At 62.4% G+C, this 15,461-nt stretch carries 15 protein-coding genes; 5 read left to right on the forward strand and 10 right to left on the reverse strand.

All coding sequences use genetic code 11. The features are described from left to right. Position 1: 1 nt before the first annotated feature. The 6 genes from ACVIW0_RS18975 to ACVIW0_RS19000 form a co-directional block, all read right to left on the reverse strand. A complete protein-coding gene (locus tag ACVIW0_RS18975; protein ID WP_461353691.1) occupies positions 2 to 499 on the reverse strand; it encodes a hypothetical protein in 498 nt (165 codons plus the stop codon). Between the two features lie 67 nt (positions 500 to 566). Next, positions 567 to 1,010 (reverse strand): hypothetical protein, encoded by a 444-nt coding sequence (locus ACVIW0_RS18980; protein WP_461353692.1) that lies wholly within the window; start codon positions 1,008 to 1,010, stop codon positions 567 to 569. A 4-nt stretch (positions 1,011 to 1,014) separates the two neighbouring features. Next, positions 1,015 to 1,236, reverse strand: a complete 222-nt coding sequence (locus ACVIW0_RS18985; RefSeq protein ID WP_461353693.1) for a hypothetical protein — start codon at positions 1,234 to 1,236, stop codon at positions 1,015 to 1,017. Positions 1,237 to 1,268: 32 nt separating this feature from the next. Continuing rightward, positions 1,269 to 2,117 (reverse strand): hypothetical protein, encoded by an 849-nt coding sequence (locus ACVIW0_RS18990; RefSeq protein WP_461353694.1) that lies wholly within the window; start codon positions 2,115 to 2,117, stop codon positions 1,269 to 1,271. Between the two features lie 675 nt (positions 2,118 to 2,792). Beyond that, positions 2,793 to 3,539, reverse strand: a complete 747-nt coding sequence (locus ACVIW0_RS18995) for a Crp/Fnr family transcriptional regulator (protein ID WP_461353695.1) — start codon at positions 3,537 to 3,539, stop codon at positions 2,793 to 2,795. Between the two features lies 1 nt (position 3,540). Next, the gene (locus ACVIW0_RS19000; protein WP_461353696.1) at positions 3,541 to 6,711 is read right to left on the reverse strand and encodes a CheR family methyltransferase; all 3,171 of its coding nucleotides are present in this window, start codon (positions 6,709 to 6,711) and stop codon (positions 3,541 to 3,543) included. Positions 6,712 to 6,814: 103 nt separating this feature from the next. Between ACVIW0_RS19000 and ACVIW0_RS19005 the strand changes: the two genes are divergently transcribed. After that, a complete protein-coding gene (locus ACVIW0_RS19005) occupies positions 6,815 to 7,090 on the forward strand; it encodes a hypothetical protein (protein WP_461353697.1) in 276 nt (91 codons plus the stop codon). Positions 7,091 to 7,108: 18 nt separating this feature from the next. Here ACVIW0_RS19005 and ACVIW0_RS19010 read toward each other — a convergent pair whose 3' ends face one another. Next, positions 7,109 to 7,378 (reverse strand): hypothetical protein, encoded by a 270-nt coding sequence (locus ACVIW0_RS19010; RefSeq protein ID WP_461353698.1) that lies wholly within the window; start codon positions 7,376 to 7,378, stop codon positions 7,109 to 7,111. Next, on the reverse strand, positions 7,378 to 8,388 hold the full coding sequence (locus tag ACVIW0_RS19015; RefSeq protein WP_461353699.1) for a chemotaxis protein CheB: 1,011 nt from the start codon (positions 8,386 to 8,388) through the stop codon (positions 7,378 to 7,380). Before ACVIW0_RS19015 ends, ACVIW0_RS19010 begins: the two co-directional genes overlap by 1 nt. Positions 8,389 to 8,482: 94 nt before the next feature. Here ACVIW0_RS19015 and ACVIW0_RS19020 point away from each other — a divergent pair, with 94 nt between their 5' ends. The 4 genes from ACVIW0_RS19020 to ACVIW0_RS19035 all read left to right on the forward strand — a co-directional run bounded on the left by ACVIW0_RS19020 (position 8,483) and on the right by ACVIW0_RS19035 (position 12,457). Beyond that, positions 8,483 to 8,881 carry a response regulator gene (locus ACVIW0_RS19020; RefSeq protein ID WP_461357368.1) on the forward strand — a complete coding sequence of 133 codons (399 nt, stop codon included), beginning with the start codon at positions 8,483 to 8,485 and terminating at the stop codon, positions 8,879 to 8,881. 156 nt (positions 8,882 to 9,037) lie between these two features. Continuing rightward, entirely contained in the window at positions 9,038 to 9,208 is a 171-nt protein-coding gene (locus ACVIW0_RS19025; RefSeq protein ID WP_461353700.1) for a hypothetical protein, read from the forward strand. Positions 9,209 to 10,655: 1,447 nt separating this feature from the next. After that, entirely contained in the window at positions 10,656 to 11,417 is a 762-nt protein-coding gene (locus ACVIW0_RS19030; protein WP_461353701.1) for a Crp/Fnr family transcriptional regulator, read from the forward strand. Between the two features lie 149 nt (positions 11,418 to 11,566). Then, the gene (locus ACVIW0_RS19035; protein WP_461353702.1) at positions 11,567 to 12,457 is read left to right on the forward strand and encodes an SDR family oxidoreductase; all 891 of its coding nucleotides are present in this window, start codon (positions 11,567 to 11,569) and stop codon (positions 12,455 to 12,457) included. Between the two features lie 25 nt (positions 12,458 to 12,482). On the opposite strand, the gene ACVIW0_RS19040 is transcribed toward ACVIW0_RS19035, so the two are convergent. Then, positions 12,483 to 13,559, reverse strand: coding sequence for a flavodoxin family protein (locus tag ACVIW0_RS19040; RefSeq protein WP_461353703.1), 1,077 nt, complete (start codon positions 13,557 to 13,559; stop codon positions 12,483 to 12,485). Between the two features lie 126 nt (positions 13,560 to 13,685). Further along, a complete protein-coding gene (locus ACVIW0_RS19045) occupies positions 13,686 to 14,033 on the reverse strand; it encodes a response regulator (protein ID WP_461353704.1) in 348 nt (115 codons plus the stop codon). Positions 14,034 to 15,461: the final 1,428 nt, after the last annotated feature.

The raw sequence follows: 15,461 nt of genomic DNA on the forward strand, positions 1-15,461 counted from the left end.
GCTAGTCCTGAATGGCATCCGGCCGGCGCCTGAAACGCGATGCGGCAAACCAGCCGACCAGAAGGACAGCAGCACCGGCGGCCAGCACCTGCGTTGTGGTATCCGCGTTCGCTCCGGTCCGGGAAGTGGCAATGAGGCGCGCCGCGACAGGCACTGCGATCGACCGTTTGATCATGTCGGCCTGCCGGCTGGGGCGAGGTGCGGCCGGCGCCGGACGCGCGAGCAGCGCGCGACCCACGACCAGCCCCACGAGCCCAACGAGCACAAAGGCGCCCCCGATCCCTGCGTATGCCATCCAGATATCGTAACGCACCTCAAGAGCGTGGAAGGCCGCTGCGACCCCAATCCCGATCGCGACCACGAGCGACACCGCACCGACTAGCATGAAGCCGCCTGCCAGCGCGTAGCCGGTCACCAAATGCCCGATCCACTGCCGTAAATCCCCAAGGTAGGAGCGGAAGATCAAGCTCAGCGAAGGCGGTCGGGACTTGGCGCCCATAGCGATGTCCTTTGGCGATATCCGTTGTACGTCGGCTTCCGGCAACCCGCAGGATGAGCAAGAAGACCTAACGGGTTGCAGGGAAACTGGCACGCGGCGGCAGCGAGCTTGGGAATGGCTGCGCCACCATGAGCGTTGCGCGCTCGTTGGTTTCCAGCGCGATCTTCTGGGCAAGCATGACGTCGCCGGGCACCAGAAATCCGACGGGACGGAAGCACCAGCCCAGCACGACGCGATCCCGGCCGTCCATCTCGTAGACGTTGGTCGATGTCCCGTAGCAAATGCGGTATCGCTTGCCAGATTCTGAGCCGATGACATCGAAGCGTCTGTATTTCTCGAACTGAGCCCGCTGCTCCGGTGAGAGCCATGAGGACATCAACGCAATTCCGCGCGCCTCGCATCTCTCATAGGCCGTCCAGCGATCCCAGATCGACGCCAGCGGCGCGTGGATCCTGGCGGCAGCGCGCCGTAGCCGGCCCCCCAGAACCATCTCACGCAGACGGGCCATCATGGCGTCAACCGCCGACCAGCCTGGGATAGAACAAGGTTTCCTCGGCGACCGGATCGAGCGCGCGGACCAGTGCAGCTTCGCCGGAGGACCTCCGCACCGCAGCAGTATAGCCGTCGGCTGTCAGCTCAGCGAAGCGCGCATTCGCCCAGGCGAGCTGCTCCCTGTCGTTAGGGTCGAACTGCTGCCGCGTGTCGCCGGAGTGATCCATCACCAAGATCGTCGCCATCATCGTCTCCCTTGAAGGAATGTTCAACTGCATCAGACGACCGGCACGGCCGTTGTCGGCCTGCCGCCCATCCACTCTGGCAGAGTTGCGCCATCGCGATGGCGGCCGCCGGCGCAGGCTGCTGCCCACGCCGCGACCGCACCGAACAGCAGCGCTACCGCCACCGAGAACGCCAGGATCACCGCGCTGCGCCGCGAGCGCTGGATGGTGGTCCTGGCATCTCCGATCACGCTGTCGACGCGCTTCTCCGCCTCGGCGGCAGCCAGGCCGGTTGTGGCCGCAACCTGCTGGATCAGATAGCTGCGATCTTCGGCGCTGATCCCGCTGTGGCTCGAACTGGTCAGCAGGATACGGCCGGCCTCGGCGCGCTCGTAACCGATGTCGATGTTGGCCGGGCGCCGAACGGACCGGTAAAGATGGTCGAGTTCTACGCTCAGGAGCGGCTCCGCGGCCGTCGCCGATGGCCGGTTCTGCAGCACCGGGCGCGCGGTCGACATGCCGACCAGCGCGACGATCGCCCCTCCCAGGATGACAGCGAGGGCCCAAGCCGTCAGACCATGCAGCCCGTCGCGGCTTTCGATCATATCCGCTGGTGTCGCGCCGATGACGCGCTGCGCTCGGCCGGCGATATATCCGCCGACGCCGAAGCTGACCAGCGCCTGCAAAATCAGGTACAGCCCAGATAGCAGCGCAAGCGCAGCCGACGCATCGCGCCACGACGGCGAACTCGAGCTCACGCCCAAGCCAATTGCAGCACCGAATCCGATCAGAATCGCCGTTAACGCCGCCGCGGTGAGTGCGCCGGCAATGACCGGGCTCCACTGCAGCCGAAGGCCGGTCCTGTTGGCGGCGGACACGGCAAGCCCATGCTCGTTATCCATGACGCGCCTATCGCAACCCGAAGAATGACAATATCGCGAGAATGACCACGATCAGTCCGACCAGATAAATCAGCTGGTTCATGCAAGCCTCCTCCGCTCACGTCGTGCTGACAATCTGCCCGAGAAGCCAAAGTTCCTACGCGGACGCGCACTCGCGCGACGGCTACCCGCACCTCAACTCGACAAAAGAAAGCCTCGGCCCAGGGATTGGGAGCCGAGGCCCAGAGTGGAGTTCTTTCAGCTGAGCTGACGCTCCTTCAAGAGCGCCATCTCAAGCCAGTGCGCGTCGAAACATGTTCCGGCACTCACCTCAGCAACTGTGCACTGCGATATCGGCGACGCCGCGGCTTTCAGGGCCACATCGTTGGGACGCTGCACAGCGCAGCCCGGCCGGCTTGCCTGAGTTCGTCGATCGACGAACGCCCGTCACGAACGGCCTGCAGCAGTCCTGATGCCACACTTGTCCGCCGCGTGGTATCGGACCGCGGGACGTCTCCGCAGACCTCGTCGAGCACTGCGCGAAGCACGGCCACCGTCTCACCATCGAGCATCGCACTCCCCCTGCCTCTAGCGTTGGACGAAGAGCTACGCGGAGCAGCAAGACGCGACTTTAAGTATGTTAAAGTGGTACGGAAATTCGCGCCATCACGAGGCAGACGCTGCAAGGGACAACGCCTAGCCGCGCCGCTTGGTGTGCAGATAATCCGCCGAGAACAGCGCCGTGTCCTTGAGCACCTTCAGATCGGTGATCGTCAGCGTACGGTCGCGCAGCACGATCAGGCCAGAGCTGCGCAGCTCCTGCAACGTCCTGTTGACATGGACCACGGACAGGCCGGTGGCATCAGCCAGGTCCATTTGCGTAATCGGAAACAGACAGGAGCCATCCTCGATCATGTCGACTGGAAGCAGCCGCTCGTGGAGCTCGCACAACAGGTGCGCGACACGCTCCAGCGCGACACGCCGACCGATATTGACCGTCCATTCGCGCTGGATCGCGCTGTTCACCATGGTTTCGCACCACATGGCTTCCGCGACCGAACGGTCGCTCGCGAGGAGCTGCTCAAACGCGCTCCGCCTGATCGCGGCATAAGTAACCGGGGTCAGAGCACCGATCGAGTGATCCATCACTGACAGCAGATAGACGCAGGCGTCGCAGCAATCGCCCGGCAAAACAAAATTGACGATCTGCCGCCGGCCGTCCTCCAGCGTCTTGTAGCGGCAGAGCCAGCCTGACAGAATGATCCGGACGCTGTCGATCGGATCACCCTCGCTCACAAGGTCTTCGCCTGGACGCGCACGCTGCAGTCCTTCCAGGATCGCCTGCTGCAGCAACGCGATCCCTCGCTCGGACAATTGCCGCAAGGCGTTGAGCCGCCGGATCACCGGCTGCGCGAGCGTCCCCTCGAGCATCGGGGGATGCATCTCAGTTCCCCGCACTCGGCGTATGGATGGTTTGCGGGCTGATCGGAATTGCGATCGTGCACTGAACGCCCGATGGATTGAAGTCGAGGGTGCTCTTGCCCTTGAACTCGAACGCCAGGGTCCGCTCCAGCAGCTCGGATCCAAATCCCCTGCGACGCGGCGGCGTGACCGCCGGCCCGCCCCGTTCGCGCCAGTCAAACACAAGTTGTCGTGGCTCGGCCGCGTCATCGATGCGCCAGTTGACTTCGATCCGCCCGGCCGTCGCGCTCAGCCCGCCATATTTCAGCGCGTTGGTTGCAAGCTCGTGGATCGCCAGCGCGAAGGTCTCCGCAGCCTTGGGCTGCAGCCGGATCTTGGGGCCTGAAACTTTCAGCTGCTCGCCCTCTCGCGCATTGTAGGCCAGCAACTCCTCGACGACGAGGTATTCGAGGTCGACGCCGCCTTCCGGATCGCGCGTCACCAGCGATTGCGTTCGCGCAAAGGCATTGAGACGGCCGTCGAGATGCGATGCATAGTCCTCGACGCTGGCACTGGTTTCGGCCGAGCGACGCGCGATCGAGCGGACCACACCGAGCGTGTTACGGACGCGGTGTTGCAATTCGGCAAGCAGCAGTCGTTGCCGTTCCTCGGCCCGCGTGATCGCGGTAACGTCGATGAAGGTGATCACGACGCCGGCGATGAAATTATCGATGCTGCGATAAGGCAGGATGCGCACAATGTAGCGGGTGCCGCTGTCGGGCGCGGTCAGCTCGCGCTCGGCGCTCGCCAGCGTCCGCAGCACACGGCGCACGTCGTCGTAAAGCTCCTCGATCGGAATGCGCGCCTTGATGTGCGCGATCGGGCGGCCGACATCGGTCTCGACCAGATGCAGCAACTGCGTGATTGCCGGCGTGAAGTTCATCACCCTCAGATCGTTGTCGAGGAACACCGTTGCGATCTGGGTGCTTTCGAGGAAGTTCTTCAGGTCGCTGGTGGCACGGGTCAGTTCCTGCACGCGGTGCGCCAGTTCGCCATTGACCGTGGTCAGCTCCTCATTGACCGACTGCAATTCCTCGCGCGAGGTCTCGAGTTCCTCGTTGGCGGATTGCAGCTCCTCATTGAGCGACTGGTATTCCTCGTTGGAGGACTTGAGCTCTTCGTTCGTGCTTTCGAGCTCCTCGATCGTGGCTTGCAGCCGTTCGCGAGTGGCGCGCAGCTCGCTCTCCAGCCGCTCGACATGCTCGGTCCTGACCAGAACATTGGGATTATTCTCGGGCGGGTCCACCGGGCGGATCGGGCCATCCTTGAACAGCACGACGAAGCTCCGGTGGCTGGCGGCTCCGTCCAGGATGGGCTCGACCACGATGTCGACCAGCACGCGGTGTCCGTTGACGCCGAGTTGCACCTGCTCGGCATGCGCCGCTTCGTTTGTTTCCGCGGCACGGCTGAGCGCCGTACGCAGCTCGAGCCTGAGGTCGCGATGCACAAGTTGCAGCAGGTCGAGCGTGGCGGTGCCTGCGGTCGGCTCGATGTATCGGCCGGTGCGGCCGGAGAAATGCAGGATCTGGAAGTTGTCGTCGGTAATGACATAGGCAGGCGCATAGCGCTCCGAGATGCGCTGGGCGCGGCGCTCGAGGCCGACATCCGGACCGACGGCGCGCATCGGAGGGATATCCACCGCTGCCCGCCCGGCCGCCGTCGTAATGGGAAATTCCGGCGGCAACCGTGTCCCGGTCTCGAGCTTCTTGAAGATGCGTGCGCGGCGATCGACCGGCGCGAACAGCTTCGGATGCCGCGTGACGTTCTCGGAATTGCCCAGAAACAGGAATCGGTCCGGCAACAATGCAAAGTGAAACAGCGGAATGACGCGGTTCTGCAGCTCCGCATTGAGGTAGATCAGGAGATTGCGGCAAGAGATCAAATCGAGCTTGGAGAACGGCGCATCCTTGATGACGTTGTGCTGCGAGAAGATGCACATCTCGCGCAGCTCCTTGACCACGCAATAGGTATCGCCTTCCCGCACAAACCAACGCGCCAGCCGCTCCGGCGTCATATCGTTTTCGATACTGATGCGATACCGCCCGACACGCGCAGCGGCGAGTGCACGGCCGTCGATATCGGTCGCGAAGATCTGTACCTGAGGCACCGAATCGAGGCCGGCCATGTGCTCGCGCAGCAGGATGCCGATGGAATAGGCTTCTTCGCCGGTGGCGCAACCGAGCACCCAGACGCGCACCTGCTGGCCCGCGCCCTTCCCTTCGAGGATCTTCGGGATGATCTGGGTTTCCAGGACATCGAACTCCTTCTTGTCCCGAAAGAATTCCGTGACGCCGATCAGGAGATCGTTGAAAAGATGTAGCGTCTCGTCCTTGTCGTTCCTCAGGAAATCAACATAGGCGGAGATGTCGTCGATCTGCACCACCTGCATGCGGCGCTGGACGCGGCGCAGAAACGTGTTCTGCTTGTAGCCGTGGAAGTCGTTGCCGGTCTTGTTGCGCAGGATGTCCGCGATGCGCGCGAGCGAGGTCGCCGCGGCGGCCAGCACCTCGTCGAAACCTTGCTTCTCCTCGAGCCGACGCAGGTGGCGCGCATAGACGTCGATATGCTCGGGGATCTCCTCGGGCGGCAGCACGAAATCGGCGATCGCCACCGCCGAATTGCCCTCCTCGTGCGGATCGGACTGGCCGCCACCGATGCGCTCAGCGATCGCAAGGCCACCATGATCTTTCAAGGTCGCGACACCAAGCGTACCGTCGCCCCCCGTCCCGGCGAGCACGACACCGATGGATTCCTCCGCACGTTCTTCCGCCAGCGAGACCAGGAAGCTGTCAATGGTCGCACGCTCACCTCGCGCCTGCTCGGCGCGACGAACCCAGAACCGATCGCCGTGGATCGTGGTAATCATGTCGGCGGGGCAAAGATAGACAATGCCGCCTTCGGCAGACTGCCCGTCGCTGATTTCGGACAAGCTGGCGCCGTCCGCGCGTTGCAACACGTCGCGCAACCGCGCATCATCCACCGCGTCGCGGTACTGCAACACAAGCACCACGGACTGGTCCGGGGTGAGCTTCAGCCTGGAAAAAAACTGCTCGATGCTATCCAGCGCGCCGGCGGACGCGCCCACGCCTATGATCAGCGGCGCCTTGGACTGGCGCTCTTCATCTCCGCTCTGCGGCTGGCCGACGTCATCCATGGTAGCTGCGGCTCTCACTCTCCTGCGGGGATCTCACCCGCGCCCGTTGATAGCAGAGTTTACTCCTATCCAAATGGTCGGAGTGGGGAATTCTGCGATTTCCATGGGGAACTATCATTCGTCGGCGCCGATTGTTTTTGTAGGCGGGAAGCGCCATACTGCCGGCGTGGCAGCCCTACCGACGATACATGTATCCGAGGAGCTTGCAGCCCTGATCGAGCGGGCCGAGCGAGCAATGGCCGATGCACAGCGTCTGATGGACGAAAATGACCGCTGGCGGCAAAGCGTCTTACAGCAATTCGACCACATGTACGAGGTCGGGGCCGTATTCAGGGCAATGCGGCGTATCCAGCACCCCCAAAAAGCTAGTTCGGCCTGACTCACTTCCTTCCTGAGACTAGGTAAATGTGACCCGTTCCTCGAGATAAGCGACCCGCTGTTCGATCAGGCTGCGGTGCCGCTCCCACTCGACCAGCGTCCGCTTGAGCAGGCCGACCAGGCGCTCGGCCTGTCTGGTGTCGTGGCCGGCCCGCTGCAGCCAATCCAGCAGGTCCTGCTGGTTGCGGAGCCGCCGCCAGCCCTCCTCGATATCGATCTCCGCCTTTGCCAGAATCACTCGCTCGGACCGGAGCTGTTCGGCCCAGTTCGCGTAATCAGCGCTGGCCATCACGGTTCCTTCCGCGCCGGTCGCTTCGGATCGAGTGATTCTAGCATGACGCGGCGGATCATGTCGGCATATTCGCGATACTCGGCGGCGCGAGCGTCGTACATCTGCGCGACTGCCGGACGTCCGCTCTGGCGGCCGTCCTCGGCCATGCGGTGCACCAGCTCGGCACGTTCCTCGATGATGCGCAGCGCGACCCGAAGCGCCTCATCGACCCGGCCCTCCTGCTCCTTGGCGAGGGCATCGGCCGTATAGGCATGGCCGACCTGACAGCGAAATCGCAGCGGATGGCCCATCTTGAGTTCGGAAAGGACACCCCCGCACCCGGGGCAGGTCAGCGGCGCAGGATCGGCGATCTCGACCAGTGTGTCACTGCCGACCCGTTCGCCCGCCGCAATTTTCACCTCCAGCACGATCTCGGGCGGAATCGGCAGGACGGCGCCGGCTCGCTCCCGAACCAGATCCGACAGCACGTCACCAAGCCGAGCCCCCGGAACACACAGGTCGACCGTGGTGGCTTCCAGCGCACGAAGCGGCATTTCGTCGGCCATGGCGTCCTGGGGCTCCTGAACCAATGCGATCCCCCCGCAACGCTTGATCGCGTTGAGACCCGCCGCGCCGTCGGACAACAGGCCGCTCAGCACCACGCCGATCACCCGCGGTCCGTAGTGCAGCGCGGCCGAGCGAAACAACGCATCGATCGCCGGCCGCACCAGGTTCTCGCGCGGCCCCCGCCCGAGCATCATATGGCCGTCATTGATCAGGAGATGACAGTCCGGTGCCGCCAAGTAGACATGACCGTTCTCGATCACCATGCCGCTTTCCGCTTGCCGGACCGGCAACTTGCCGGCCGCGCTGGCGACGGTGGAGAGAATGCCGATGCCGTGTGCCGGTATGTGCAATACGATGAATATCGCAGCCGGCAGATCGGACGGCAACCGGCCGAGAATATCCTTCAAGGGTGCAGTCGCCCCCGCCGAACCGCCGATGACGATGATGTCGTGGTTGGGCATGGAACCGGCCCTTTTAACGTTGTTTGCAACAAGGCGAGGTTTCGTCCTATGTTCCAATTTTGCGGTGATTTCACGCCGGAAGGCTGGAGCCGATATGTCTCGATTTGCTGCCGGTTCGCGCGAACGTCCACTCCTGACCGGACGGCGCGTCCTGATTGTCGAAGACGAATATTTTCTCGCCGATGACATGGGCAGCGCATTCCGTTCGCTCGGCGCCGACATCGCCGGTCCGGTCGGCGACATCGACGATGCACTTCGCATGCTGCATGATGGCGGCGTGATCGACGGCGCGGTACTCGACGTGAACATCCGCAAGCAGATGATCTATCCGGTCGCGCGTGAGCTGCGCGCGCGCGGCGTGCCGATCGTGTTCACCTCGGGATACGACAGGATCGTGATCAGCAACGAGTTCGCGGACGTCGCGTTGTGGGAAAAGCCGCTCGACCATCGCGCCATGGCGCGGAGCCTGGCGGGCATGATCCTGCGCGCCTGAACGCAGCCAGCGTCCGCTCGCCTAACGATCAGGTTCTAGCGCAATAGCCCGCGCTGCGGAGAAAAGAAATCCGGCGGGCGCTTTGCAAATGTTAAGGCGCACCTTCGCAAGGTGGCTCACCATGCCCGCGTCACGATATCGGACGGGGGATGCGTTATGACCGAGATCGAAAGACGTATCGAGCAACTGGAGCAGACGGCCGCAGAGCGGGCGCTGGTCGCGGACCTCTCAACCGTCAGCGAGACTCGCCTGCGCAATGTGCAATTGGCTGATGAGCTACGCCGCGTCGCCGCGCAACTGCGGACCTTGAGGCCCAACATCAGCTAGGGTCGATCACCGGCGAGTTGCTCTGCTCGATGCATCCTCTTCCATGAAGGACAGCGATGCTGCACGATTCAACCGGCCAGATCGCGAAATGTCAGCTATTGGCTGACGATGCCGACCAACGCGCCGCAACGTCGGGCGACGAAACCGCTCGCAAGGATTACGAGTTGCTGGCGCGATCCTGGCGACGGTTGGCGCTCAGCTACCAATTCGCTTCGCATCTCGATTGCTTCCTTGACGCCGACAAGAAGTTGCTCCGACGGATCCGGGCAACGGGCCCCAAACGGCCCTGACGCAGGCAGCGAAACATTTTGACCCGATGAGCCCTTGCCCTCGGTGGCGGCCGCGTCGGGCCCGAGGGTCCTCCTGATTATCGGCACTGGCGGTTCAGCAACGACGGAATGAAGGATGCCCCACCTCGCCCCTCTCGCTGGGGTCGCTCCTTTTTGATGCTGACGAAATAGGGCACCTCTACTGACATGCATACTTAAATGCCACCGGCTGCAACCGAGGCGCAGATTGTCCGAATGTTCAGATTGGAGAAAATGGACGGCTTGGACTACGGCTTCCTGAGCATCGCGGGACTATCGTTTCTCGCGCTCGTCGTCGGCGTCAGCTGCCTCTTGATCGGTTAGGAACTGGCCCCACACGGCGCCAGTTGTCGCAGGTTCGAGGGCTGTCCCTGCCGGCGGCTCTTGGACACCACAGTGCAAGAGCGGCCTCAGCCCGTGCCCCCCGCTGGGGCCGTTTCTTTGGTCTCGCCCTTTCCATCATGGAATTAAGGCACAGGCGCTTGAATATCCGTTATTCTTGCCGGGACGTCTCCTCACGCCGTTGGCTTCCGAGGAATGTCCCGGGCTGGCATTGCTTCAGAATATCCAGCGATCGCGCGATAACGGCTCTGGAGTTATCGATGATGGCCGCGTCTTGTGCAGACGTCGGGCGTGAGCTGCGGATAGCTGGAATCGGGCTGGCTGGCGTCATTGCGCGCTCCCTCGACCTTGCAGGCGGGAGCGCACTCGGTCTCTCAGCCACCGACGCCTACGGACAGAGCCTCGGCCGGTGATGGAAAGACAATAAACCTTATTCAGGAAAGTTGCTAACCGAGACTACGCCTGGAACTTGAAGCGCTTGAGAATTCTTCACGGAGCCAATTGGGACTAGCAGTTCGACCGATGGTCGAACGGGTGCAAAGCTTGAACAGAATGTGTCGGCTTGGACAGAATGTGTCGCGACAATGATGCTGCTCGTCCGCGTATTCTCGCTGCGGCGATCGTGCCGCAACATGCGCATGGACCCAGATTACGCTTCCGCCCTCACCCGCACTGGGATCGACTTGGCTCTGTTGGCAGTGGTCGATGTCGTCCGCCCGCGCGGCATGTCATAGGTTAATGACATGCCCTTGCGGTCGTCACTAGGTTCAGGCGCTGGGGCAATCGCGGGCGGCGCCATGCAAGCAGGATTCGTTTTCTCGAAATTTGCCGGTCGCCTGGCAAATCTGGTCGAATTGTCGCCTGATGATCTCGATCTGCTCGCGAAACTGCCGAGCAGTATCGATCATTATGGCCATCGCCATCACATCCTGCGACGCGGAGAGACATCAACGCATTGCCACCTGCTGCTGCAGGGATACCTTTGTTGGCTCGACCTCGACAGCCGCGAGGACAAGATCGTTTCGATCCATGTCCCCGGTGATGTCCCGGATCTCTTTACGATCCACGATGCTCGTCTCGACTACAATCTCGTCTCGGTTGGGCCGGTCGTTATTGCTTCGGTTCCTCATGACGTCTTGCGCGATCTGTGCGGATTATCATCATCGCTTGCGCATGCACTTCTTCTTCTGATCCTGGGCGATGCCGCCGGGTCGCGAAACTGGATCGTGAATTTGAGCAGCCGCGATGCGCTGCAACGCGTGGCTCATCTGCTGTGCGAGATCTTCGTGCGCCTTCGGGCCGTCGGCCTCGCAAGGGACTTTCGAATTCCATCACCGTTTACGCAGTCCGACCTTGGTGCGGCCTGCAGCCTGTCTGCGCTTCACGTCGATCGCACCATCCAGGAACTTCGCCGCAGTAACCTGCTGCAATGGCATTCAAGGATCATCACGATCACCGACTGGAACGGACTGGTCCGCCTGGCCAGGTTCGATCCGGCCTATCTGCGGCTGCCTGCGTATGTGACGGTCGAGCCCGCAGAAACGACCAAGATGCACTGATCCGCGGCGTCGCGGATGGTCGAACGGCTGGGTGGCGGTCGACGACGCAAGCAGGCAGCAACGAATCTCGCCCAGGCATGTTGTCCAGCCGGACGGGAGGTCGATCATGTCTGGTGATCGCCTCAACAAACAGCCAGGGAAACGAGCCGATGAAACCGGAACGCCTAACAGACCCGACCCGCCTCCATCCGAAACCGCCATTCAAGAAGCAGTCGCAACCATGGCCCGGCCTCGCAGGCAAAATGGAGCCGCGTCCCGATCACGGTGAAACCAGCTACAAGGGCTCGGGCCGGCTGGCAGGCCGAAAGGCATTGATTACGGGTGGCGATTCCGGCATGGGCCGCGCGGCGGCCATCGCGTTTGCCCGCGAAGGCGCTGACGTTGCGATCAACTACTTCCCGACCGAAGAGCCGGACGCACAGGACGTGATCGAACTGATCAAGGCAGACGGCCGCCGCGGGCTCGCGATCCCCGGCGACCTCAGGAGCGAGGCATTCTGCAGGGAGCTGGTTGCGCGCGCCGTGGACGGCCTGGGCGGTCTCGACATCGTCGTCTGCAACGCTGCCCGCCAGCAATCGCGCGAGTCCATCCTCGACGTCTCATCGGACGATTTCGATGCGACGATGAAGACCAACATCTACGCGCCATTCTGGATCATCAAGGCAGCGCTGCCGCATCTCAAGCCTGGCGCCTGCATCATCGGCACGACCTCCGAGCAGGCCTACGACCCCTCGCCCGAACTCTACGACTATGCGCAGACCAAGGCTGCGACCATGAACTACGTGAAGTCGCTGGCCAAGCAGCTCGGCCCGAAGGGGATCCGGGTGAATGGCGTCGCGCCTGGTCCGATCTGGACCCCATTGCAAGTCTCCGGCGGAGCGTCGATGGAAAAGCTGGAGAAGTTCGGCGGACAAACGCCGCTTGGCCGGCCTGGCCAGCCGGCAGAACTCGCATCGATCTATGTGCAGCTCGCCGCAGGCGATGCGAGCTACGCGACGGGTCAGGTCTACGGATCTGCGGGCGGGTCCGGGCAGCCTTGAATAGGCCGCGGAGTTATCCAAAGCCTCACTTCGGATTGGGATCGTCGATGCCCCCTCTGGGATTTTCAAGCTTGCCCGCACGCGCGAGCTTTACGGCGTTTCCCAGCGCCTTCGCCGCATTCACGACCTCCTGCTGAAACGTCGTGTCCTTGTCGAGCGCCTGATGCGAGGTCGCGTAGGGCTCCATGTAGCCGAGATAGCCGTCCGCCTCCCCGGCACGCCCGCTCGAAATGAGACACATATCGGTCAGCCAGTCCGACAATGACCGCCGGAGCGTTTCGGCGCCGACACTATCGCCGTGCACCACGATGCCGAAATGACGGCCAGCGAGATGGCGTGGATAGGACCAGCCCTTCAGCTCCAGCGCCTTGGCCTCGTCCGCTCGTTTGCCGTGCGTCGAAGACGGATCTGGGTTTCCTCCATCCGCACAAACCAGCCGGTCAATCATCGCCTTCAGCCCAGCAGGCGCATGATACCAATTCACCGGCGTGATGATGAGAATGCCGCGTGCAGCTACCCAAAGCGGGTAGATCTCGTTCATCCAGTCGTCGGTCTGCCCCAGCGAGTAGTTCGGGTAGCAGCTGCACGGCCAGTGGCAAAGCGGCATCGCCGTCGCGACGCAGGACTTGCAGGGGTGAATCTGCTTGCCGAACTCGGACGTCAATCTCGAGAGATCCAGAATATCCACGGCAAAGCCCATTTGTCGAAGAACCGGCTCAGCCAGCTTAACCAGACGCCACGTCTTCGACATCTCACCAGGGCAAGTATGCTCGCTGCGGGGCGAACCATTGATAACGAGAATACGTGCTGGCGCATCGGCCGAGTCGTGGCGCCGTTGAGCCTCCAGTATCGCCTGCTGCGCTGCCAGCCAGTCGACGGCGATGTCGTAAGTCGGATCGGAAAATCCGGGCCCGGCCTGCCGCGTCTGCGGCGCCTTGCGCGAATGACTGTAGGCGTCCCATGCGGCCGCGACGATCGCATCAATCTCGCGATGCAGTGGCCCAAAACCAGGATCGGTGAATCGGCTTCGATAGCGCCGCTCGAACTCGTCGCGTGACAATTGGACGGAAGGCATGCCCTTCCGGACATCAGGCTGCGTCATGCATCGGGACCAAAGACATAGGTCGCCACCAACGCGGCGGCAGTGCCAGCGGTTCCAATGTCACAACGGGAGCCGTTTGCACCTCCGGCGCGATTCGACCGCTGCAGATCGAGTTGGTGTGCTGTCCTATCCGGCCGAGGCCATCTGCTTGCACAATATCCCGAGAGCTTCGGCGCACCCCCGCGGCTTGGTCACCACCGGAAGGTGCGCGTACCTCTCAGGCAGAATGCCGGCATCGTACCCAGTATACAGCGTGACTGGCGTGCCCATCTCAAGCAGCGCATCGATCAATTTGTAGGACGCGGTTCCATTGACGTTGATGTCGATCAGCGCGCCACAAGCGCTGGATGCATGCGGGTGAGCTTCATCCACCGAAGCGAACGGCCCGACGACGTGGTAGCCGGCCTGACGTGCCAGCGTGGCACAGTCGTCCGCAATGAAATACTCGTCTTCCACGATCAAGATCGTACGCATAGCAGTACCTCTGCTCGTTGATCTTCGCGGATGATTTCGAGGAGTTAACGTTGTTGCGCCGATTGGGTTTCCCGGAACGGCGCGCGTTCCGCTTGCCTGAAGCAGGCCATGGCCTGCTCGGCCAACCAAAGCTCGCGTTCAGGCGTCCGTCCGCCGTCAGCTACCGGCCACCAGCAAAGCGAGGTAAAGCCAGAGCACGACAGTCACTGTAATCGTTGCGGCGAAAAAGTAGCGGTCGATGAAGTCCATCAACTGCACCCTTCGGATGACTACGGGCGGGCATCGATTCCGGCAAGGCATCGGCGTCTGCTTTTCGTTTCCAGGGCTGGTTCCGGCATTAACATATGAGAGATACGTCACCTCTCTCGGAGATACCTGGGCCGCCGTTTCGAGGGCCCATCCGTGACCATCGCCCTGCCCCGTCCCTGACGGGGCGTCATATCCCTGTGCTCACAGTGACCATGATTAGCCGACCATTGCCGGTTTTTCCCGATCGAAGGAACGAACTGATGTCTGCCACGTTCACGGCTTGAAACGAACGCGGAGTGGCTGCGATGGGCGCTGGTGATCAGTTTGCATGCATGTCGGTGGTGGCATTTTTCTCTCTGGCCCTGATCGTAACCTCCGGCCTATTCGTGGAATCGAGAGCCGCGAAGAACCTTACGTTGCCGGCCGCCCAACAGGTCCGGACGCCGCTCTAGCAGACGTTCGACTGCCATTAGCGTGCTGCCGACAAACGTCTGCTGTCCTGGAGGCGCTTCAGCTGACGCGATTAACTGCGTGCCATATCGCACGGTTCAACGCGACATTCTGCGCTTAGGCTCGGACGCAAATGTTAGCTCCGGCGCAGCCGAGGAACCGCGCCGGAGCCCTTGGGGGAAGTTGATTGTGTGCCTAAAGCACAAGCCATCAACCGCGGCAGTGGCCGACCGTTCCCAGCCAAGTTGCATATTTCTCCCGAAAGCCAGGAACAGCCGTGAATCCCAACTGTCGGCGCACGGGGAATGGTTTCGGCATGAGGAGACATGACATGGGACTGATAGGCAAAACGGCCGTCGGCGCCATTCTTGGGGCGGGCTTTCTGGCTGCTTCCGCGATGAGCGCATCGGCTGCGATCGTATGCTCTGGGCAAGTGTGCTGGCACACCCACGAGGTTTACGATTATCCGAGAGACGCCGGCGTCGTTGTCCACGAGGACAATTGGCGCTGGGGACCGCACGAGCGGTTCACTTTCCGTGAGCACGAGGGTCGGGGCTATTGGCGCGGCGGCAGGTGGACCACCTGGTAGCTCGCGCACCAGCTGCACGAAGAGGCCGCCAATCGGCGGCCTCTTTTTTGGCGGAACGATTGCCGTTTTTTCCCGTTGGTCGGCGCCAGTGCCGACATGCGGCCCGGAATTGCGGGACGGTTTGATGCCTCTGTTTCGAT

The sequence above is a fragment of the Bradyrhizobium sp. USDA 4454 genome (assembly GCF_054822705.1).

Coding starts and splice junctions, on each gene's coding strand:
- ACVIW0_RS19035 (WP_461353702.1), top strand. CDS start 11,567: ATGAAACCGGAACGCCTAACAGACCCGACCCGCCTCCATCCGAAACCG.
- ACVIW0_RS19010 (WP_461353698.1), bottom strand. CDS start 7,378: ATGGCCAGCGCTGATTACGCGAACTGGGCCGAACAGCTCCGGTCCGAG.
- ACVIW0_RS19000 (WP_461353696.1), bottom strand. CDS start 6,711: ATGGATGACGTCGGCCAGCCGCAGAGCGGAGATGAAGAGCGCCAGTCC.
- ACVIW0_RS19040 (WP_461353703.1), bottom strand. CDS start 13,559: ATGACGCAGCCTGATGTCCGGAAGGGCATGCCTTCCGTCCAATTGTCA.
- ACVIW0_RS19015 (WP_461353699.1), bottom strand. CDS start 8,388: ATGCCCAACCACGACATCATCGTCATCGGCGGTTCGGCGGGGGCGACT.
- ACVIW0_RS19020 (WP_461357368.1), top strand. CDS start 8,483: ATGTCTCGATTTGCTGCCGGTTCGCGCGAACGTCCACTCCTGACCGGA.
- ACVIW0_RS19030 (WP_461353701.1), top strand. CDS start 10,656: ATGCAAGCAGGATTCGTTTTCTCGAAATTTGCCGGTCGCCTGGCAAAT.
- ACVIW0_RS18990 (WP_461353694.1), bottom strand. CDS start 2,117: ATGGATAACGAGCATGGGCTTGCCGTGTCCGCCGCCAACAGGACCGGC.
- ACVIW0_RS19045 (WP_461353704.1), bottom strand. CDS start 14,033: ATGCGTACGATCTTGATCGTGGAAGACGAGTATTTCATTGCGGACGAC.
- ACVIW0_RS18975 (WP_461353691.1), bottom strand. CDS start 499: ATGGGCGCCAAGTCCCGACCGCCTTCGCTGAGCTTGATCTTCCGCTCC.
- ACVIW0_RS18985 (WP_461353693.1), bottom strand. CDS start 1,236: ATGGCGACGATCTTGGTGATGGATCACTCCGGCGACACGCGGCAGCAG.
- ACVIW0_RS19025 (WP_461353700.1), top strand. CDS start 9,038: ATGACCGAGATCGAAAGACGTATCGAGCAACTGGAGCAGACGGCCGCA.
- ACVIW0_RS18995 (WP_461353695.1), bottom strand. CDS start 3,539: ATGCATCCCCCGATGCTCGAGGGGACGCTCGCGCAGCCGGTGATCCGG.
- ACVIW0_RS18980 (WP_461353692.1), bottom strand. CDS start 1,010: ATGATGGCCCGTCTGCGTGAGATGGTTCTGGGGGGCCGGCTACGGCGC.
- ACVIW0_RS19005 (WP_461353697.1), top strand. CDS start 6,815: ATGGGGAACTATCATTCGTCGGCGCCGATTGTTTTTGTAGGCGGGAAG.